Genomic DNA, 19,578 nt, shown 5'->3' on the forward strand with positions numbered 1-19,578 from the left:
GCGAGATGCAAGTCCAGTTCACGGTCAACGGCCGCCCAGCCAGTATTGACGTTCCCCCCCACACCCTGCTGGTGCATGCGCTGCGCGAGCACCTGCAGCTCACCGGCACGCACGTGGGCTGCGACACCAGCCAGTGCGGTGCCTGCACCGTGATCGTCGACGGCCGTGCCGTCAAATCGTGCGCCATGCTGGCTGCGCAGGCACAGGGCGCTGACGTGCAGACCATCGAGGGCGTGGCCGCACCCGACGGCACCATGCACCCCATGCAGGCAGCCTTCAAGGAGTGCCACGGCCTGCAGTGCGGTTTTTGCACGCCCGGCATGGTGATGAGCGCGCTGGACCTGGTGCAGCACCACCCCCACGCCAGCGAGGCGCAGATCCGCGAATTGCTCGACGGCAACATGTGCCGCTGCACCGGTTACCAGAACATCGTCAAGGCCGTGCAGCGGGGCCAGCAGGCCATGGCCGCCAATTGAGTTGCAGGCCGTACAGGGAGACACAACCATGGGTGCATCCGACTTTTCCAAGCTGCCGCACATCGGCGAACCGGTCCGCCGCAAGGAGGACTACCGCTTTCTCACGGGCGCCGGCCAGTACACCGACGACGTGGTGCTGGCGGCGCAGAGCTTTGCCGTGTTCGTGCGCTCGCCGCACGCGCATGCCAGGGTCAACAGCGTCCACACCGAGGCCGCCAAGGCACTGCCCGGTGTGCTGGGCGTGTTCACCGGTGCCGACGTGGCGGCCGACCACATCAACGGTCTGCCGTGCGGCTGGCTGATCACCAGCACCAATGGCGAGCCCATGAAGGAGCCTCCGCACCCCATCTTGGCGCAGGGCAAGGTGCGCCACGTGGGCGACCAGGTCGCCATGGTGGTGGCCGAGACGCTGCAACAGGCGCGCGATGCCGCCGAGCGCGTCGAAGTCGATTACGAGGTGCTGCCGGCGGTCGTCAACGTGGCCGATGCGGCCGCGGGCGCCGTGGCGGGGGCGGTCGTGCACGACATCGCCGAAGACAACCACTGCTTCAAATGGGCCCTGGGCGACAAGGTCGCCGTCGAGGCGGTGTTTGCCAACGCTGCGCACGTCACGCAGCTCGACCTGGTCAACAACCGGCTGATCCCCAACGCCATCGAACCGCGCGCCGCCATTGGCTCGTACAGCAGGGCGAACGGCGAATACACGCTGTACGTCAGCAACCAGAACCCGCACGTCGAACGCCTGCTCATGACGGCCTTCGTGCTGGGGCTGCCCGAACACAAGGTGCGCGTGATAGCGCCCGATGTGGGCGGCGGCTTTGGCTCCAAGATCTTTCTGTACGCCGAAGACGTGTGCCTGACCTGGGCGTCGAAAAAACTCAACCGCAACATCAAATGGGTGGCCGAGCGCAGCGAGGCCTTCCTGACCGATGCGCACGGGCGCGACCATGTGAGCCATGCCGAAATGGCCATGGATGCGCAGGGCAAGTTCCTGGCTCTGCGGGTGCACACCGATGCCAACCTGGGCGCCTACCTCAGCACCTTTGCCAGCGCCGTGCCCACCATCCTGTACGCCACACTGCTGGCGGGCCAATACAGCACGCCGCAGGTGTACGTCGAGGTGGATACCTGGTTCACCAACACCACGCCGGTCGATGCGTACCGGGGGGCGGGCCGGCCCGAAGCCACCTATCTGCTCGAGCGCCTGGTGTCACGCTGCGCCTGGGAGTTGGGACTCACGCAGGACGATATCCGCAAGCGCAACTTCATCACCAGCTTTCCCTACCAGACGCCGGTGGCGCTGCAGTACGACGTTGGCGACTACCAAGCCTGCATGGCGCAGTCGCAGGAACTCGCCGATGTCGCGGGGTTCGAGGCGCGCCGCGCGGCCAGCGAAGCCAGGGGCCTGCGGCGCGGCATCGGCTACTCGTCGTACATCGAAGCCTGCGGCATTGCGCCCTCGAACATCGCCGGGGCGCTGGGCGCGCGCGCCGGCCTGTTTGAATGCGGCGAAGTGCGCGTGCACCCAACCGGCAGCGTCACGGTGTTCACGGGTTCGCACAGCCACGGCCAGGGGCACGAGACGACTTTTGCGCAGGTGGTGGCCGCGCGCCTGGGGATTCCCGTGGAAAACGTCGACATCGTCCACGGCGACACCGGGCGCGTGCCCTTCGGCATGGGCACCTATGGCTCGCGCTCGATCAGCGTCGGCGGCGCGGCCATCATGAAAGCGCTCGACAAGATCGAGGCCAAGGCGAAAAAGATCGCCGCGCACCTGATGGAAGCCAGCGATGCCGACATCGACTTTGCGGGCGGCGAATTCACCGTGAAGGGAACGGACAAGAAGATCCCGTTCGCGCAGATCGCGCTCACCGCCTACGTGCCGCACAACTACCCGCTCGACAAGCTCGAGCCCGGCCTGAACGAAACGGCGTTCTACGACCCGACCAACTTCACCTTCCCGGCAGGCACCTACATCTGCGAGGTCGAGGTGGACCCGCAGACCGGCGTGGTGCGCGTGGACCGCTTCACCGCCGTGGACGACTTCGGCACCATCATCAACCCGATGATCGTCGAGGGCCAGGTGCACGGCGGGCTGGCGCAGGGCATTGGCCAGGCGCTGATGGAGAACTGCGTCTACGACCGCGAAACCGGGCAGCTGCTCACGGGCAGCTTCATGGACTACGCCCTGCCGCGCGCGGGCGACATCCCGCAGTTCACGCTGGGCCATGTCTGCACGCCGTGCACGCACAACCCGTTGGGCACCAAGGGCTGCGGCGAAGCCGGGGCGATTGGCTCGCCGCCTGCGGTCATCAACGCCGTGCTCGACGCGCTGGCGCCCCTGGGCGTGAAGGATTTCGACATGCCCGCGACGCCGCACCGTGTGTGGCAGGCCATCCAGAACGCACAGGTCTAAGGAGATTCCAGCATGTACGCCTTTACCTACGACGCCCCGGCCACGCTGGACGCTGCGGCTGCGCAAGCCGCAGCCGGCGCGCGCCCCCTTGCCGGCGGGCAAAGCCTGCTGCCCGCGCTGCGCCTGCGCCTGGCCAACCCCGGCCAATTGGTCGACCTGGGCCGTATCCCGGGCCTGGACCGCATCCACCGCGACGGCGACCAGCTCGTCATCGGCGCCATGGCATGCCACCAGGCGGTGGCCGACAGCGCCGAGGTGCGGGCCGCCATTCCCGCGCTGGCCGACCAGGCCGAGCACATCGGCGATCGGCAGGTGCGCGCGCGCGGCACGCTGGGCGGCTCGCTGGCCAACAACGACCCGGCCGCCTGCTACCCCAGCGCGGTGCTGGCGCTGGGCGCCACGGTGGTCACCCAGCGCCGGGACATCGCCGCCGACGACTTCTTCGTGGGCATGTACACCACGGCGCTGGAAGAGGGCGAGCTGATCACGGCCGTGCGCTTCCCGATTCCGCAGCGGGCCGCCTACATCAAGTTCCGCCAGGGCGCGTCGCGCTTTGCGCTGGTGGGCGTGTTCGTGGCGCAGACGCAGGCCGGGGTGCGCGTCGCGGTCACCGGCGCCGCCAGCAGCGTGTTTCGCCAGGCGGCACTCGAAGCCGCGCTGAACCAGAGCTTCACGCCCGAATCGGCCGCTGCCGTGCGTGTCGACCACGCCGAGCTGGGCAACGACATCCACGCCAGCCCGGCGTACCGCGCGCAGCTCATCAGCGTGCTGGCGCAGCGCGCCGTGGCGCACATGCTGGGTTGACGCTGCCGGCAGTGCACATTTTGATTCAAAACAGGCGCAAGCGCTTTCCCAGTAAGCGCTGGTAGCTATAGAAAATGTAGCAAATGAATGCAGACCCACGGTCCCTGGCACCCGCAACCATCGATGCGCTGGCGCAGGCGCTGCAGGCCCAGGGCTACTTTGCCGACCGCCGCCTGGCGACCGCCGCCTGGCTTGCGCTGGCGCTGCAGCGCCCGCTGCTGCTCGAAGGCGAGCCCGGCGTGGGCAAGACCGCGCTGGCACAGGCGCTGGCGCGCGCCCTGGGCCGCCCCCTGATCCGCCTGCAGTGCTACGACGGCCTGGAGCAGCGCGAAGCCTTGTACGAATGGAACTACGCCGCGCAGCTGTTGCACATGCGCGCCGCGGAAGGGCAGGGCGCACTGGATGCCGAACGCATCGAGCGCGAAATCTACCAAGAGCGCTATCTGCTCAGCCGCCCGCTGCTCCAGGCCCTGCGCACGCCGGCGCCCGGCGCCCTGCTGCTGGTGGACGAAATCGACCGTGCCGACGAGCCCTTCGAGGCGTTTTTGCTCGAATACCTTGGCGAATACCAGGTCAGCATTCCCGAACTCGGCACGGTGCGCGCCCAGGCACCGCCGGTCACGCTGCTCACCAGCAACCGCACGCGCGATCTGCACGATGCCGTCAAGCGCCGCTGTCTGTACCACTGGCTCGACTACCCGGACCGCGAGCGCGAACTCGCCATCGTGCGCGCCCAGGTGCCAGGCGCCAGCGCGCGCCTGTCGGAACAGGTGGCCGACTTCGTCGCCCGCCTGCGCAGCCAGCCTTTTGCCAACGCCTTCCAGCGCGCGCCCGGCATTGCCGAAGCGGTGGAGTGGGCCAAGGCGCTGGTGGCGCTCGACACCCTGGTGGTCGATCCCGAAGTGGTGCAGGACACCGCGGGCATCCTGTTCAAGCAGCGCGAAGACGTGGCGGCCCTGACGCCGGACATGGCGGCGCAGCTCCTCGCCCCCGACTGACATGCCGGCCGCCGCGCACTTGCCGTTGAACGTGCCGGGCGGGGTCAGCCCACTGGGCGACGCACGGCGCGGCAAGTTCGCCGACAACCTCGCCGGGTTTGCGCGCGCGCTGCGCCGCGCCGGCGTGCCCGCGGACGCCACGCGAATCGCGCTGGCGCAGGAAGCCGCGATGCTGGTGGGACTGGCGCGCGCCGATTTCGGTGCCGCACTCGAGGCCGTGCTGGTGGGGCGCGAGCAGGACCGGCTGGTGTTCCGCGAGCTGTTCGACAGCTACTTTCGCAACCCCAATGTGGCGCAAAAGCTGCTTGCGCAGATGCTGCCCAGCGCCGAGAGCCGGGCCGAGCCCGCCAAGCGCCGCCCGCGCGTGGCCGAAGCGCTGGCACCGGTGCGCGCAGCGCGTGCTGCAGCAGCGCGCGAAGACGACAAGGTCGATTTCGACGCCGCCATGACGGCCAGCGAACGCGAACGCCTCAAGGCAGCCGACTTCAACCAGCTCTCGGCCAGCGAATACCTGCTGGTGCAGCGCCTGGCGCAGCGCGTGCCCCTGCCGCTGCCGCGCTACGCCGCGCGCCGCACCCAGCGCGGCCCCCGCGGCGCCCGCGCCGACTGGCCACTGGCGATGCAACGTGCTGCGCGCACCGGCGGTGAACTCGTGCAGCTGCCGCGCCTGGCGCGCCAGAGCCAGCCGCTGCCGCTTCTGGTGCTGCTCGACGTGTCGGGTTCGATGGAGCGCTACACCCGCCTGTTGCTGGCCTTCTTGCACGCCGCCACTGCGCCGGGCTCGGGCGCCGGGCGGCGCGACGTGTTTGCCTTTGGCACCCTGCTGACCGACCTCACGCCGGCGTTTGACCATGCCGACCCCGACACCATGCTCGCGCTGGCCAGCCGGGCCATCCCCGACTTTGCCGGCGGCACGCGGCTGGCGGCCGCGCTCGCGCAGCTGCGCCAGCGCCATGCGCGGCGCCTGGTCGGCCGGCGCACGCTGGTGCTGCTGGTCAGCGACGGGCTGGACACGGGCGAGCCGCAGGCGCTGGCGCAGGAGCTGGCCTGGCTGCGGCGCCACTGCGCGCGCCTGGTGTGGCTCAACCCATTGCTGCGCTTTGGCGGCTATGAACCCCGTGCACGCGGCGCTGCCGAGCTGCACCGCGCGGCCGACGCCATGCTCGCGGTGCACAACCTGCAAAGCCTGCAGCAGCTGGCGGCCAGCCTGGCGCAGGTGCTGCATGCGCCGGCGCGGGCACGGTAGAACCCCCCAAAAAGGAAGCCCCATGGAAATGCAAGCCAGCCGCACCCTTCCCGTGAGCCAGCAGCAGGCCTGGGATGCGCTCAACGACCCCGGAGTGCTCAAGGCCTGCATTCCCGGCTGCGACAGGCTCGATACCAGCGGCGAGGGCCAGTACGCCATGGGCATGGCGCTCAAGATCGGCCCGGTCTCGGCCAAGTTCGCCGGCAAGATCACGCTCAGCGACATCGTGCCGCCGCAGAGCTACTGCCTGTCCTTCGATGGCCAGGGTGGTGTGGCGGGTTTCGGCAAGGGCCAGGCCCAGGTGCGGCTGGCGCCGGTGCCCCCCGATGCCCTGGGCCAGGAGTGCTGCGAACTGCACTACAGCGTGCACGCCACCGTGGGCGGCAAGATCGCGCAGTTGGGCCAGCGCCTGATCGACGGCGCGGCCAAGGGTCTGGCGGAAGATTTCTTTCAGCGCTTTGGCGCTGAAATGCAGCGCCGCCACCCGCGCGCCGTGCCCACACCGCAGGGCGGTGCCGAGGCCCAGCCGTCCGGCGCACCGCTGCCGCAAACGCACGCTACCAGGACTGGCACTGGCATTCCGGCCTGGGCTTGGCTGGCCGTGCTTATCGTCCTGATGCTGGCCGCCCTTGTGTGGATGGCCTGAACCGGTTCAAAGGAGGCTTGGGCATGGAAAACCTCGATGCCATGGTGCTGCGCACGCTGCAGGGCTGGCGCGCTGCCGGCCAGCGTGCGCTGCTGGCCACGGTGGTGCGCACCTGGGGCTCTTCGCCGCGGCCCGAGGGCTCGATCATGGCGCTGTGCGAGACCGGTGCCGTGGTGGGCTCGGTGTCGGGCGGCTGCATTGAAGACGACCTGGTCGACCGCTACACCCGCGCCTATGCAGGCTCCGGGCAGGCAGAGGGCGGCGCTGGGCACGTCCTGCCCAGCGGCCCGCCGGCGTTTGCCAAGTACGGCGTCACCGCCGACGAAGCGCACCGCTTTGGCCTGCCCTGTGGCGGCACGCTGGAGCTGCTGCTCGAATTTGACCCCGACCCTGCCAGTCTGGCCGAGCTGGTGAGCGCGCTCGACGCCGGCCAGATGGTGCGGCGCAGCGTTCGCCTGGCCGACGGCGCCGCCATCCTGGCGCGTGCCGAGGCGCCAGCTGCGCTCGAAATGGATGCGGCGCAGGTCGCCAACACCTTTGGGCCCAGGTACCGCATGCTGATCATCGGCGCGGGCCAGATGTCGGAGTACCTGGCCACGATGGCGCTGTTTTGCGGCTTTGCCGTGACCGTGTGCGATCCGCGCGCGGAATACCGCGGTGCCTGGAGCGTGCCGGGCGCGCAGGTGCTCAGCGACATGCCCGACGATGTGGTTACCGCTTTCCAACCCGACCAGCGCAGCTGCGTGGTGGCGCTCACGCACGACCCCAAGCTCGACGACCTGGCGCTGCTCGAAGCGCTGGGCAGCGAGGCGTTCTACGTGGGCGGCATTGGCTCGCGGCGCAACAACGCCGCGCGGCGCGAGCGCCTGATCGCGCATTTCGGCCAGACCGAGCAGAGCCTGGCGCGCCTGCGCGGCCCGATCGGCATCTACATCGGCAGCAAGACGCCGCCCGAGATCGCGGTCAGCGTCATGGCCGAGGTGCTGGCCGTGAAGAACGGCGTGGCCCTGCCGCGCGACATGGCGGTGGCACAGGCCAAGAGCGAACGCGAGGGGGCGCACGCCGCATCCGCTGCGCCGGGGTGGGGCGTCGGCGCACCCGTCGGTACACCGGGGGATGTGCCGCACTGAAGACCCCGTCGGCGCATCGGGATCCGCGCTTCAGACTGCGCACAGCTTCGCCCTGCATCGGGGTGTTTGGCCGGCGCACCCGTGTACAGCAGCCGTCGGCACCGTTGTACGCACCGTTTTGGGGGTGGGGCTGTCGATCCGTCTCTCTACGGGTTGGCGCCTTGTCCGACAGACGCACCGCCCGCGGCCTTCTAGCATCTCTACTCATGGGCACAGGTGGTGTTGCTGTTTCGTTGTCCTGTTCCCCCGAGGAGCTACCATGTCAGCCAAATCCCTTCCCCCATTTTCGGGCTTGGGCCGCACCCAGTTGGCCGAGCATTTGCGCCAGTGCGCGCAGTGCAGCGGTTTCTCGCACCGCGTCGCATGCGCAGCTGAATCCGTCCACCACTTTTTGGCGCAGCGCTTCGTGACCACGCTGACCGTGGTCACCGTGCTGGCGCTGGCCAGTGCGTGGTGCCTGTTCTGATCCGTTCCAGTCAGTGAAACCGCCACCCCTGTCCCGGCAACTTCCCTCTGCCGGAACACAGGCTCTGGCCTTGTTGGATCCGGCCCGGGGGGCGGTGGAGGCGCCCATACGCGCCGAAATCTTTGGCGCAGCCCGTTTCGCGCAGCATGGCCACAGCCTGGCCTTGGCCCACCAGGCCCGTGTGAGGGCCCGCGCGGCCCCGTTCTTTCCCCGGATGCGCGAAAACATGCGCGTCCTGCACGAAGCGCACGACTTCATCGCCCAGCAGGCTGCCACCGGCCACCACGTGAATCCGGCGGGCGAATGGCTGCTGGACAACTTCTACGTGGTCATGGCGCAGACGAAGGAAATCCACGAAGGCCTGCCACAGCGCTACTTTCGGGACCTGCCGGTGCTGGTCGAGGCGCACCTGGCAGGCCTGCCGCGGATCTATGGCGTTGCCTGGGCGTTCGCGGCGCACACCGACAGCGCCTTTGACGAGGACCTGCTGGTGCATTTCCTGAAGGCTTACCAGGAAACGCGCGAACTGACGCTGGGGGAGCTGTGGGCCTTGCCGACGTCCTTGCGCGTGGTGCTGGTCGAGAACCTGCGCCGCCTCGCCGAGCGCGTCGCCGCTGCCAAGGCCGCCCGCGCATGTGCCAACGCCTGGTGCGATACGCTGCAGGGCAGCGATGGCAGCCAGGCTGCGGCCAGCCTGCAGCCGGTGATCGACAGCCTCCGCGAGCGCGGCGTGGACCGCCTTTTCGTGCTGCAGGCCATGCAGCGCCTGGCCCTCGATGCGGGTGGGCAGGACCCGCGCAAGAACGGTGTTTCGGCCGAAGTGGCAGCGCAGGTGCGCGACGCGCTGGCCCAGGCATTGCCCGAGCCTGCCAATGCCCAGGTCCAGCTGCATGCGGAGCAGGCCGCCGACAACCTGAGCGTGCGCAACGCCATCACTTCGCTGCGCCTGCTGAGCAATACCGACTGGCGCAGCGTGGTTGCGCGCACCAGCGTGCTTTTGCGGCAACTGCAGCGCTCACCGACCTTTTGCGCCGAGCGCGACGACACCCAGGATACGAGCCTGCACGCCATTGAACGCTTGGCAAGGCGCAGCGGGCACAGTGAGCTGGAGGTGGCCCAAACGCTGCTGGCCCTGATGAAGCCTCACGCGCTTCCGGACGCGATGCCTCGGGGCGAGCCCAGCGATGCACCCACCGAGGCGCCGGGCTACTGGCTGCGGGGACCGGGCCTGCCCGCACTGCGGCGCGCGCTGGGCCTGGACTCTGCGTTGCAGGCCCAGTGGCTGACCCGGATGCGGCGCGCGATCGTGCCGGCGTATCTAGGCGTTGCGGCAGCCGGCAGCGTGGGGCTTGCGGTGTGGTGCGTCGGGCATTCGGCACGGCCAGCGGCCGGCGCTGGCTGGCTGGCGCTGCTGGCATTGCTGGCCCTGTTTCCCGCCAGCGAGACCGTGATTGCAGTGCTCCACCGGCTGATCAGCGAGTCGCTGCCGCCGCGCCACCTGCCGCGCCTGGCGCTGGTCCAGGGCGTGCCGCCACAGCACCGGGTCTTGGTGGTCGTTCCCGCGATGCTGACCCATGCCAGCGGCATCGCGGCGCTGGCGCGCCAGCTGGAACTGCATTACCTGGCCAACTGCGAGCCCCATGCCCAGTTTGCGCTGTTGAGCGACTACGCCGATGCCGATGCTGCGGCCCTGCCGTCGGACGGCGCGCTGCTGCAGTTGGCCATCGACGCCGTCGACGCGCTGGAGCAGCGTTACGCCGACACCGATGCCGAAGGCCAGGTCGCGCAGCGGCGTTTCTTGCTGCTGCACCGGGAGCGCCAGTGGTCCGAGACCGAACAGCGCTGGATCGGCTGGGAGCGCAAGCGCGGCAAGCTCGAGCAGCTCATCGGCCTGCTGGCCACGCAGGGGCACTCGCCCTTTGTGGACCTCGGGGCCCGTTCCCGCCCGGTGGCCGGCACGCCCTACGTGGTCACGCTCGACAGCGACACCGGCCTGCCGCCCGGGACATTGCGCGCGCTCGTCGGCGTGGCGGCGCACCCGCTCAACCGCCCGCGCGTCGATGTGGCGCGCCGCCGCGTGGCGTCCGGATACGGCATCCTGCAGCCGCGCCTCACCACGCCGCTGCCCAACGCCCATACCGCCACGCCATTCCATTGGCTGTTTGCCGGGCAGTGTGGCGTGGACCCGTACAGCGCGGCCACGTCCGAGGTCTACCAGGACCTGTTCGCCGAAGGCAGCTTCTCCGGCAAGGGCTTGCTGCACGTTGGCGCCATGCAGGCCGTGCTGTCGGCGCGCCTGCCGCCCGAGCAGATTCTCAGCCACGACCTGCTGGAGGGTTCGCTGGCGCGCTGCGCTGGCGTGAGCGACATCACGCTGATGGAAGACGCGCCGCTGCACGCCGATGTGGCCGCGTCGCGCGTGCACCGCTGGACGCGCGGGGACTGGCAGCTGTGGCCGGTGCTGGCGCAGCGGCGCCGCTTTGACCTGCTCGCCATCCACCGCTGGAAAATGGTGGACAACCTGCGCCGCTCGCTGATGGCGCCGATGTCCGGGACACTGGTGCTGGCGTGCTTGGCCACTGGGGCGGTTTCCCCGTGGCGCGCACTGGTCCTGGTGGCCGCAGCCTATGGCGCTGGGCCCATGCTGGGGGCCATCGCTGGACTGGCGCCGGGGCGCGACGACCTGGCCCTGGGGCATTTCTATCGCCAGGCCCTGGCCGACGTGGCCCGGGCGCTCGGAAGCACGGTGTGGGGCCTGGCCGTGCTGCTGCAGCAGGGCATGCAGCAGGCGCACGCCATCGGCACGGCATGGTGGCGCATGGCGGTCAGCCGGCGCGGTCTGCTGCAATGGACCACGGCCGCCAGCGCGCAGGCCACGGCCCAGGGGGAGCTGGCGCAGCTGGCCCTGCGCCATGCGCCGGTCACGCTGGCCGCTGCGGCACTGGGCGCGTTGCTGTGGGCGCTGGCGGCGCCCCATCTGTGGCTGGCGCTGGGCCTGTGCGCTGTGTGGGCGGCGGCGCCGCTGTGGATCTGGGGCGCCAGCCGGCCCTGGCAGGCAGGGCGCACGCCGGCGCCCAGCACGGCGGACCGCGAGTACCTGCTGGGTGTGGCACGCGACACCTGGACATTCTTTGTGCGCCACGTCGGGCCGCAGACCCACCACCTGCCGCCCGACAACGTGCAAACGGTGCCGCGCGTCATGGTGGCGCAGCGCACTTCGCCGACCAACATCGGCATGTACCTGCTGTCGGTAGCCTGCGCGCGCCGCTTTGGCTGGATCGGCACCGAGGAACTGCTCGAGCGCTGCGAGCGCACGCTGGCCACGCTGGCGCTGCTGGCGCGCCACCGCGGGCATTTCCTCAACTGGTATGGCACGCACACGCTCGAGCCCCTGGACCCGCGCTATGTGTCCACCGTGGACAGCGGCAACTTCTGCGGCCATCTGCTGGCGCTGGCCGGGGCCTGCACCGAGATGGCCAGCGCTGCAGCGCCCGCCTGCGAGGGCATTCACCGGCAGCGCCTGCAGCAGCTGGCCTCGCGCTGCCATGGCCTGGCCATGGCAGCGCAGTTCGGTTTTCTCTACGACCCGCGCCGGCGCCTGTTCCACATCGGCTACCGCGTGGCCGATGAGCAGCTCGACGAGAGTTTCTATGACCTGCTGGCGTCGGAGTCGCGCTTGGCGAGCCTGTGGGCCATTGCCAAAGGCGATGTGCCGGCCAGCCACTGGAGTGCGCTGGGGCGGCCGTTCTATGCCGTGGGCTGGGGGGCGGGTTTGCGTTCGTGGTCGGGCTCGATGTTCGAGTACCTCATGCCCGCCCTGGTGATCGACGAACCCGCGGGCAGCGTACTGGAGACCGCAGCGCGCTCGGCGGTGCGCGAGCAGCGTGCGTTCGCACAGGTGCACGGCATGCCCTGGGGCATTTCCGAGTCGGCCTATGCCGCCAGCGACCACACCTTGGCCTACCAGTACGCGCCGCAGGGCGTGCCGCGCCTGGCGCTGCGGCGCACCCCGGCCGACGAACGGGTGGTGGCGCCGTATGCGAGCGCACTCGCCGCGATGTACGAGCCCGGCGCCGCGGTGGCCAATCTGCGCCGGCTCGAACGCCTGCACGCACGCAGCGAAATGGGTTTCATGGATGCGCTGGACTTCACGGCCGAGCGCCAGCTCGACGGCAGTGCCGTCACCCGCGTGCAGACCTACATGGCCCACCACCAGGGCATGGTCCTCGTGGCCTTGGCCAATGTGCTCCTGGACGCTGCGCCCCGGCGCTGGGCCATGGGCGAGGCGCGGCTGTGCGCCGTCGGCGCACTGCTGCAAGAGCGCGTGCCGCGCGAAGTCTCGCGCTTGCAGGACCCCGAGCCCCTGCCGCGTGCGCTCCTGCGCAGCGAATCCGGCCCCAGCGCCACGCGCGACGTGGTGCCCGGTGACGGGGCGCTGCAGCCGACGCTGTTGCTGTCCAACGGCCGCTACAGCGTGTCGCTGCGCGCCAATGGCGCGGGCTGGAGCCGCTGGAATGCGGCCGACGTCTCGCGCTGGCGTGACGATGCGCTGCGCGACGCCCACGGCAGCTTCCTCTATCTGCGCCGGCACGGGACCGACGCCCCGGGCGCGCCCGTGTCGCTGAGCCAGCACCCGGCGCCCGATCCGCACGCCCACTACCACGCCTCCTTCCACAGCGATCAACTGCGCCTGCATGCCCAGTGGCCCGATCTGCGCAGCTGCTGCACGGTGTGGGTGAGCCCCGAGGACGACATCGAACTGCGCCGCGTCGAGCTCTGGAACCCCACCGCGCAGGCCATCACGCTGGAGGTGCTGTCGATGTTCGAGGTCTCCCTGCTCGGGGCCCGTGCCGACGAAGCCCACCCGGCGTTTGCCAACCTGTTCGTACAGGCCGAATGGGATGCCGAAGACCTGGCGTTGTACCTGGCGCGCAAGCCCCATGTCGAGCATCAGGAGCCCATGCACGCGGTGCATTTCATGGCCCATTGCGACCATCCGCTGGCGCATGTGCAGGTGCAGACCGATCGCGCCCGCTGGCTCGGCCGCAACCGCGACGCCGGCCACCCCCTGGCGCAGGGAGCGGCGCGCGGGACGGGCGCGGCCGTCACCGGCCTGGACCCCATCGCCGCGCTGTCGGTGCAGATCACAGTGGCGGCCCACTCCAGCGCGCGCCTCACCTGGGCCACGGCAGCCGCGGCCAGCCGCGAAGCGCTGGAGACACTGGTGGACCGCTACCGCCAGCCGGCCGCCATCGAGCGCTCGGCACTGATGTCGGCCATGTTTGCCAGCGTGCGACTGCGCGAAATGGCCCTTTCGGCCGACGACCGTGGCGCCATCCAGACCCTGTCGAGCGCACTCGCCCTGCTGCACGCGCGGCCACCGATGTATGGCGCGGGCAGCGCGGCGCCGCGCTGCGACCGGCGCACGCTGTGGCGCCATGGCATCTCGGGCGACCGCCCGTGCATCGTGGTCGACATCAGCGCCACGCATGGCCTGCGCCTGGTGCGCTCCCTGGTGCAGGCGCTGCGGCTGTGGTCATGGGGTGGACTGGCGTGCGACCTCATCCTCGTCAATGCCGAACCCTGGTCCTACCTGATGCCCTTGCAACGGGAGCTGCAGGCGCTGCGCGAGCGCTACGCCATCGGCTCCACCGCGCCCGAGCGCGCTTGCGGCCTGCATGTGCTGCATGCGAGCGACGTCACCCCGGACGACCAGGCCACGTTCACGGCGCTGGCGCGGCTGCGCCTGAATGCGGACGGGCGCTCGCTCGCCCACCACGTGCGCGAGCTGGTCGAATGGCACGACGCGGCGCTGGACGCGCGCATGGAGCAGTCTGTGGCTCTGCCCGCGGTCGCCCTGGGCACCCTGTCCGGCGGCGCGCCGACCGGGCGGTTTGACCGCGCGAGCGGCAACTACTGCTTTGACGTGTCGCCCGTGCGCCGCCCCGCGCGCCCGTGGATCAATGTGCTCGCCAACCCGGGTTTTGGCGCCCAGGTGTCCGAGGCGGGCGCAGGCTACAGCTGGGCCGGCAACAGCCGGCTGCACCAGCTCACCGTCTGGAGCAACGACCCCGTGACCGACCCCGGGGGCGAGTGCTTCTGGCTGCAGGACCTGCGCAGCCGCGAGGTCTGGAACGTCGGCGCCGGCGCGGGCAGCGCCGACACCGTCTATGCGGTCGAGCACGGCCAGGGCATCACCACGCTGCGCCACCAGCGCGGCGACGTGGAGGTGCTCGCCAGCTGGTGCGTGGACGCCCACCGCCCGCTCAAGCAGGTGCGCATCGCGGTGCGCAACCGCGGTGCGCGCCCTGTGCAGCTTCGCGCCATCGGCATGCTCGAGTGGGTGATGGGCGCGCAGCGGCTGGACCGGCAGTCGGTGCACACGGCACGCGCAGCGCTGCCGGCCACGCGTGCGGGCGACGCCGCCGCCGATGTCCTGCTGGCCACGCAAAGCGACGGCCACGCAGGGTTTGGCGGCTGCACTGCGTTTTTTGCGCTGCAGCGCGTGGGTTCGGCCGATGCACGGCTGGTGGACTGGACGTGTGACCGGCGCGAACTGTTCGACAGCCGCGGCCAGCGCGTCGTGCCCGACCACTTCGGCGCGCGCGCGGGCACCGGGCTGGACCCGTGCGCAGCCGCGTCCACCACGTTGCAGCTGCCCCGGGGCGCGCAGGGCGAGTGCGTGTTCGTGCTCGGCCATGGCGACACGCGCGAGGCCGCCCTGGCACTGGCGCGCGAGGCCCTGGCGCACACGGCGGACGAGCGCGAGGCCGCCGTGAGCGCGCACTGGAGTGAACTGCTGGGGGCCGTGACGGTGCACACCCCCGACGCGCTGTTCGACGCGCTGACCAACCGCTGGCTGCTCTACCAGACCGTGGCCTGCCGCCTGTGGGCGCGCGCGGGCTTCTACCAGGCCGGCGGGGCCTTCGGCTTTCGCGACCAGCTGCAGGACACGATGGCGCTGGCAGTGGCGGCGCCGCGCATGCTGCGCGCGCAGTTGCTGCTGGCGGCGTCGCGGCAGTTCGCCGAGGGCGATGTACAGCACTGGTGGCATGCGCCGACGGGGGCTGGCGTGCGCACGCGCTGCAGCGACGACCTGCTGTGGCTGCCGCATGCGGCGCTGCGCTACGTCGCCATGACCGGCGACGCTGCGGTGCTCGACGAGACCGTGCCTTTCCTCGAGGGCGCGCCGGTGCCCGCTGCTGCGCAGGACGCCTACTTCGTGCCCGAGGTGAGCGCGCTCTCGGCCAGCCTGTACGAACACTGCGCGCGCACGCTGGACCGCAGCCTGGCGGTCGGCGCCCACGGCCTGCCGCTCATGGGCAGCGGCGACTGGAACGACGGCATGAGCCGCGTGGGCGATCAGGGGCGCGGAGAGTCGGTGTGGCTGGGCTGGTTCCTGTGCGATCTCGTGCGCGGCTTCGCGCCCGTGGCGCTGGCGCGCAACGAGCCCGAGCGCGCGCGGCGCTGGCAGGCCGCCGCGCGCGGCTGGCAGGCCGCGTTGCAAGGCAGGGCCTGGGATGGCGAGTGGTTCCAACGCGCGTTTTTTGACGATGGCACGCCACTGGGCACGCACCGCGCGCACGAGTGCCGCATCGACCTTATCGCCCAGGCCTGGGGCGTCCTGTCGGGGGCCGCCACGCCGGAGCAGCAGCAGACCGCGATGGCGTCGGCGGCGCGCTGGCTGGTGGACGAGGCGCATGGCCTCAACCGCCTGCTCGACCCGCCGCTGCAGCACGCCACACCGTACGCCGGCTACATCCAGGCCTATCCCCCCGGGGTGCGCGAAAACGGGGGCCAGTACTCGCACGCCGGCGTCTGGAAGCTGATGGCCCAGGCGCAGCTCGGCGACGCCGACGGGGCCTACCGCACCTTCACGCAGCTGAGCCCGGCACACCGTTCGGCCGATCCGGACCAGGGGCCGGTCTATGGCATCGAGCCGTATGTGATGGCGGCCGATGTCTACACCCATGCCCCCTATGTGGGGCGCGGCGGCTGGAGCTGGTACACGGGCTCGGCCGCGTGGATGCACCGTGCGGCGGTCGAGTCGATCTGCGGCCTGCGCGTGCGTCCCGGCCAGGTGGGCTTCGTGCCCCGCCTGCCTTCGCATTGGCCCAGCGTCGCCGTGACCCTGCGGCGCGACGGGCGCGTGCACGAATTCATTGTGTGCGCCGCCAGCGCGACGGCCGAACTTGAGCGCGCGCGCGCGCGCGGTGCCTTCCCCCTGGCCGAAGGCGCGTGGCTGTCGCTGGCCGACACCGGGGGCGACAGCCTGCATGTGGTGGTGGCGCGGGCACCCCTGCCGTCGCCCAGCGCCGCGGCCGTGGCGCCGCTGCCCGCGGCGTGAGCGGTGGACCGCGGCTAGTCCAGGCCGAACCGCTGGCGCAAGGTCTCGCCAAACACCTTCCTGCCGCACAGCGAGAGCGTGAGCGTGTAGCGTGGCGCGCCGGGAGCGCCGCAGTGCGCCGTGATCTGGCGCGTGGCCTCGTCGTAGCTGAGTTCCTGCGGCGTCACCACCTCCTGCACGCACTGCAGGTCGTAGTCCCAGTCCGCGCCTTCCTCGATGGGGCCGCGCTGCCCGGCAAAATCGCGGTGCGCCCAGTCCAGCACCTGGGCCACCTCGGCCAGCAGGTCGTTCAGCTGCGCGGGCAGCACCGAGGCCATGGCATCCCAGGTGCCTGTGCCTTCGCCGTCTTCGCTGTAGTCAAAATCGAGGTAGCGCAGGGTCATGGCATGCCTGAGAGGGATGGGATGGGATGGGGCGGGCAGGCATTGTCCTGCAAACCCGCGCCGGCGGGAATGGGCGTGCCCCGCCGTTCCAACACGAAGGAGATTTCATGGACAAGGCAAGCCCAGTGCTGCAGGTCGACGGCCTGTGCTTTGGCTATCCGCAGCGCGTACTTTTCACGGACTGGTGCCTGAGCGTGCGCAGCGGCGCCACGCTGCTGCAGGGCGGCGACAGCAGCGGCAAGACCACGCTGCTGCGGCTGCTGGCCGGCGCGGTGGCGGCCCAGCAGGGCCACTGGGTGCTGCGGGGTGTGCGTGTGGCCCCGCAGGCGCAGGCCTACCGGCACCAGGTGTTCTGGCAAGACCCGCGCTCCGACGCCCTGCATGCGCTGAGCGCGCGCGCCTGGTGGGCCGAGCTGGCGGCGCAGCATGCCGCCTGGGACGCCGCGGCGCTGGCCGCGCATGTGCAGGGCTGGGGCCTGCAGCCGCACCTGGACAAGGCCCTGCACCAGCTGTCCGCCGGCAGCCAGCGCAAGGTGCTGATGGCCGCGGCCCTGGCCTCGGGCGCGGCGCTCACGCTGATCGATGAGCCGGTGGCGGGGCTGGACCAGCCTTCTGTGCGCTACCTGTGCCAGGCGCTCGCAGCGAGCGCGGCGCAGCCGGGCCGCGCCATCGTCGTCGCGCACTACGGCACCTTGCCCGGCGTGCCGTGGACCGAGGTGGTTGCGCTGCCCGAGCCCGCCGAATGACCCGGACAGGGGGACCTACATCGCCTTGAACAGGTGGGCGTAGAGGCGGCTCACGGTCAGCCGCTCCGGCCGCCCCTTCAGCGCTAGCTGCAGGCGGCCGGCGGCGTCGCGCGCCACGGTGGCGATGGCGCTGGCGCGCACCAGCGTGCCGCGGTGCACCTGCCAGAACTGCTGCGGCGGCAGCTGCGCGGCCAACTCCTTGAGCGGCGTGCGGACCAGGTACTCGTGCGCGGCGGTGAGCACGCGCACGTATTTGTCGGCGGCCTCGAAGTACAGCACGTCATCGACCGGCACCATGTGGATCTGCGTGCCGTGGCCGGCGGCGATCACGGTGAGCGGCGGTGCGGGCGGTGCGGCGATGCCCGCCAGGCCGGGGGCGGCAAGCAGCTGGCGCAGCTGGGCCAGTGTTGCTTCAAAATCCATAGCTTTAGGCGCTTTGTGGGAAAGCGTTTGCTGCAGTTTTTGCACTGTTTTTTGCAGCCGTGCCGCCTGTACGGGCTTGAGCAGGTAGTCGACGGCCTGGGCTTCGAACGCCTGCACGGCGTACTGGTCGTAGGCGGTGACAAAGACCAGCGCCGGAAACGGCTGTTCCTGGGGCCAGGCATCGGCCAGTTCGGCTGCGGCGTCCAGCCCGCTCAGGCCCGGCATGCGGATGTCGAAGAACAGCACGTCGGGGCGCAGCGCCAGCGCCGTGTGCACGGCGCTCAGGCCGTCGCCCACGGTGGCGGCGATCTGCAGCGCCGGCCAGGCCCGGGCCAGTGCGTGCTGCAGCGCCGCGGCCAGCAGCGGTTCGTCTTCGGCGATCAGGGCGCGCGGCGCGGGCGTATTCATGTGCTCAGGTTTTCAAGGGAAAAGTGATGGTAGCGTTGGTCCCGCCTACGCTTTCAGCTATCAATTCAAGAGTGGCATCGGCGCCATGCAGCGTGGCCAGGCGTTCGCGCACCTGGGCCAGGCCAAAGTGGCGGCCCGGGGCCTCTGGGAGTGCGGGGAGTGGGCCAAGGCCCGCGCCGCTGTCCTGCACCTGCAGCCGCAGCCGGGGCGGCGCGCCAGAGATCACGCTGGCGCGCACGGTGATGCGCCCGCCCTGCACCTGGGGTTCGAGCCCGTGGCGGATCGCGTTTTCGACCAGTGGCTGCAGCAGGAGCGGCGGCACCGGCACGGCGCGCAGATCGTCGGGCAGCTCCAGCGCATAGGCCAGGCGCGCGCCCATGCGCACGGCCATCAGCTCCAGGTAGTCGCGCAGGCGCTCGAATTCTTCGGCCAGCGGGTGCAGCGGCACGCGCGAAGCCGAGAGCGTGGCGCGCAGGTAGTCGATCAGGTGGTCCAGCATGTCCTGGGCACGCACGGGGTCGGTGGCGATCAGCGCGCGCAGATTGGCCAGGGTGTTGAACACCATGTGCGGCTCCAGCTGTGCTTCGAGCAGCTTGAGGCGGGCTTCGGCGGCGTCGCGCTGCACCTGGACGATTTGCGCCTGCAGGTGCTGCGACTTGCCGCGCTGGTAGAAAAAGACCGACATGCCGACACTGGCGGCCACCGTGATGAGCAGCGCGCCCGCGCCGCCGTGGCGCTGCCACAGGTCCAGCCCGCCCAGGGGCCGGCCGCTGTAGGCATTGCCCAGCGCCGTGCCCACGGCCATGCCGGTGGCGATGCCGGCCAGCACCAGGGCGCCGCCGCGCCAGCCCGCGGGCCACGGAATGGCCGCGTGCCGGCTCAGCCACAGCCGGCCCAGGTCAATGACCAGCCAGCTGGTCAGCCCGATCGACAGGGCGTACGCCAACTGCACGTCCCAGGCGCCCTGGCCCCCCAGCGCCAGCACCAGTGCGATGAGGCAGCAGAGCACCGTCGTGACCAGGCCGTGGCGCGCCAGTGCGGAAAGGTCGAAATGCGGCATGCGGAAATCGCGTCGGGTGGAAGTGCCCG

At 70.6% G+C, this 19,578-nt stretch carries 13 protein-coding genes; 10 read left to right on the plus strand and 3 right to left on the minus strand.

Going from position 1 to position 19,578, the window contains the following annotated elements; all coding sequences use genetic code 11:
* Window positions 1-5: 5 nt before the first annotated feature.
* The 9 genes from B2J89_RS05375 to B2J89_RS05415 all read left to right on the plus strand — a co-directional run bounded on the left by B2J89_RS05375 (window position 6) and on the right by B2J89_RS05415 (window position 16,529).
* Window positions 6-476, plus strand: coding sequence for a (2Fe-2S)-binding protein (locus B2J89_RS05375; RefSeq protein WP_169168200.1), 471 nt, complete (start codon window positions 6-8; stop codon window positions 474-476).
* Between the two features lie 28 nt (window positions 477-504).
* Window positions 505-2,892, plus strand: coding sequence for a xanthine dehydrogenase family protein molybdopterin-binding subunit (locus B2J89_RS05380; RefSeq protein ID WP_169168201.1), 2,388 nt, complete (start codon window positions 505-507; stop codon window positions 2,890-2,892).
* Window positions 2,893-2,904: 12 nt separating this feature from the next.
* On the plus strand, window positions 2,905-3,696 hold the full coding sequence (locus B2J89_RS05385) for a xanthine dehydrogenase family protein subunit M (RefSeq protein ID WP_169168202.1): 792 nt from the start codon (window positions 2,905-2,907) through the stop codon (window positions 3,694-3,696).
* 83 nt (window positions 3,697-3,779) lie between these two features.
* Entirely contained in the window at window positions 3,780-4,694 is a 915-nt protein-coding gene (locus B2J89_RS05390; RefSeq protein WP_169168203.1) for a MoxR family ATPase, read from the plus strand.
* Between the two features lies 1 nt (window position 4,695).
* Window positions 4,696-5,940 carry a VWA domain-containing protein gene (locus B2J89_RS05395; protein ID WP_169168204.1) on the plus strand — a complete coding sequence of 415 codons (1,245 nt, stop codon included), beginning with the start codon at window positions 4,696-4,698 and terminating at the stop codon, window positions 5,938-5,940.
* A gap of 22 nt (window positions 5,941-5,962) precedes the next feature.
* A complete protein-coding gene (locus tag B2J89_RS05400; RefSeq protein ID WP_169168205.1) occupies window positions 5,963-6,586 on the plus strand; it encodes a CoxG family protein in 624 nt (207 codons plus the stop codon).
* 23 nt (window positions 6,587-6,609) lie between these two features.
* Window positions 6,610-7,716 (plus strand): XdhC family protein, encoded by a 1,107-nt coding sequence (locus tag B2J89_RS05405; protein WP_169168206.1) that lies wholly within the window; start codon window positions 6,610-6,612, stop codon window positions 7,714-7,716.
* A gap of 259 nt (window positions 7,717-7,975) precedes the next feature.
* Entirely contained in the window at window positions 7,976-8,182 is a 207-nt protein-coding gene (locus B2J89_RS05410) for a hypothetical protein (RefSeq protein WP_169168207.1), read from the plus strand.
* 226 nt (window positions 8,183-8,408) lie between these two features.
* Window positions 8,409-16,529: a GH36-type glycosyl hydrolase domain-containing protein gene (locus tag B2J89_RS05415; RefSeq protein WP_169168208.1), complete on the plus strand. Its 8,121-nt coding sequence runs from the start codon at window positions 8,409-8,411 to the stop codon at window positions 16,527-16,529.
* A gap of 14 nt (window positions 16,530-16,543) precedes the next feature.
* Here the strand turns inward: B2J89_RS05415 and B2J89_RS05420 are convergent, their stop codons facing one another.
* Window positions 16,544-16,912: a hypothetical protein gene (locus B2J89_RS05420; protein WP_169168209.1), complete on the minus strand. Its 369-nt coding sequence runs from the start codon at window positions 16,910-16,912 to the stop codon at window positions 16,544-16,546.
* A 107-nt stretch (window positions 16,913-17,019) separates the two neighbouring features.
* On the opposite strand from B2J89_RS05420, the gene B2J89_RS05425 reads away from it, so the two are divergent.
* Window positions 17,020-17,658: an ATP-binding cassette domain-containing protein gene (locus B2J89_RS05425; RefSeq protein ID WP_169168210.1), complete on the plus strand. Its 639-nt coding sequence runs from the start codon at window positions 17,020-17,022 to the stop codon at window positions 17,656-17,658.
* 15 nt (window positions 17,659-17,673) lie between these two features.
* Here the strand turns inward: B2J89_RS05425 and B2J89_RS05430 are convergent, their stop codons facing one another.
* Both B2J89_RS05430 and B2J89_RS05435 read right to left on the minus strand, forming a co-directional pair.
* Window positions 17,674-18,489: a LytTR family DNA-binding domain-containing protein gene (locus B2J89_RS05430; protein WP_169168211.1), complete on the minus strand. Its 816-nt coding sequence runs from the start codon at window positions 18,487-18,489 to the stop codon at window positions 17,674-17,676.
* Window positions 18,490-18,493: 4 nt separating this feature from the next.
* A complete protein-coding gene (locus tag B2J89_RS05435; protein WP_205763718.1) occupies window positions 18,494-19,549 on the minus strand; it encodes a sensor histidine kinase in 1,056 nt (351 codons plus the stop codon).
* Between the last annotated feature and the right edge of the window lie 29 nt (window positions 19,550-19,578).

It is taken from the genome of Acidovorax sp. SRB_24 (assembly GCF_012931925.1).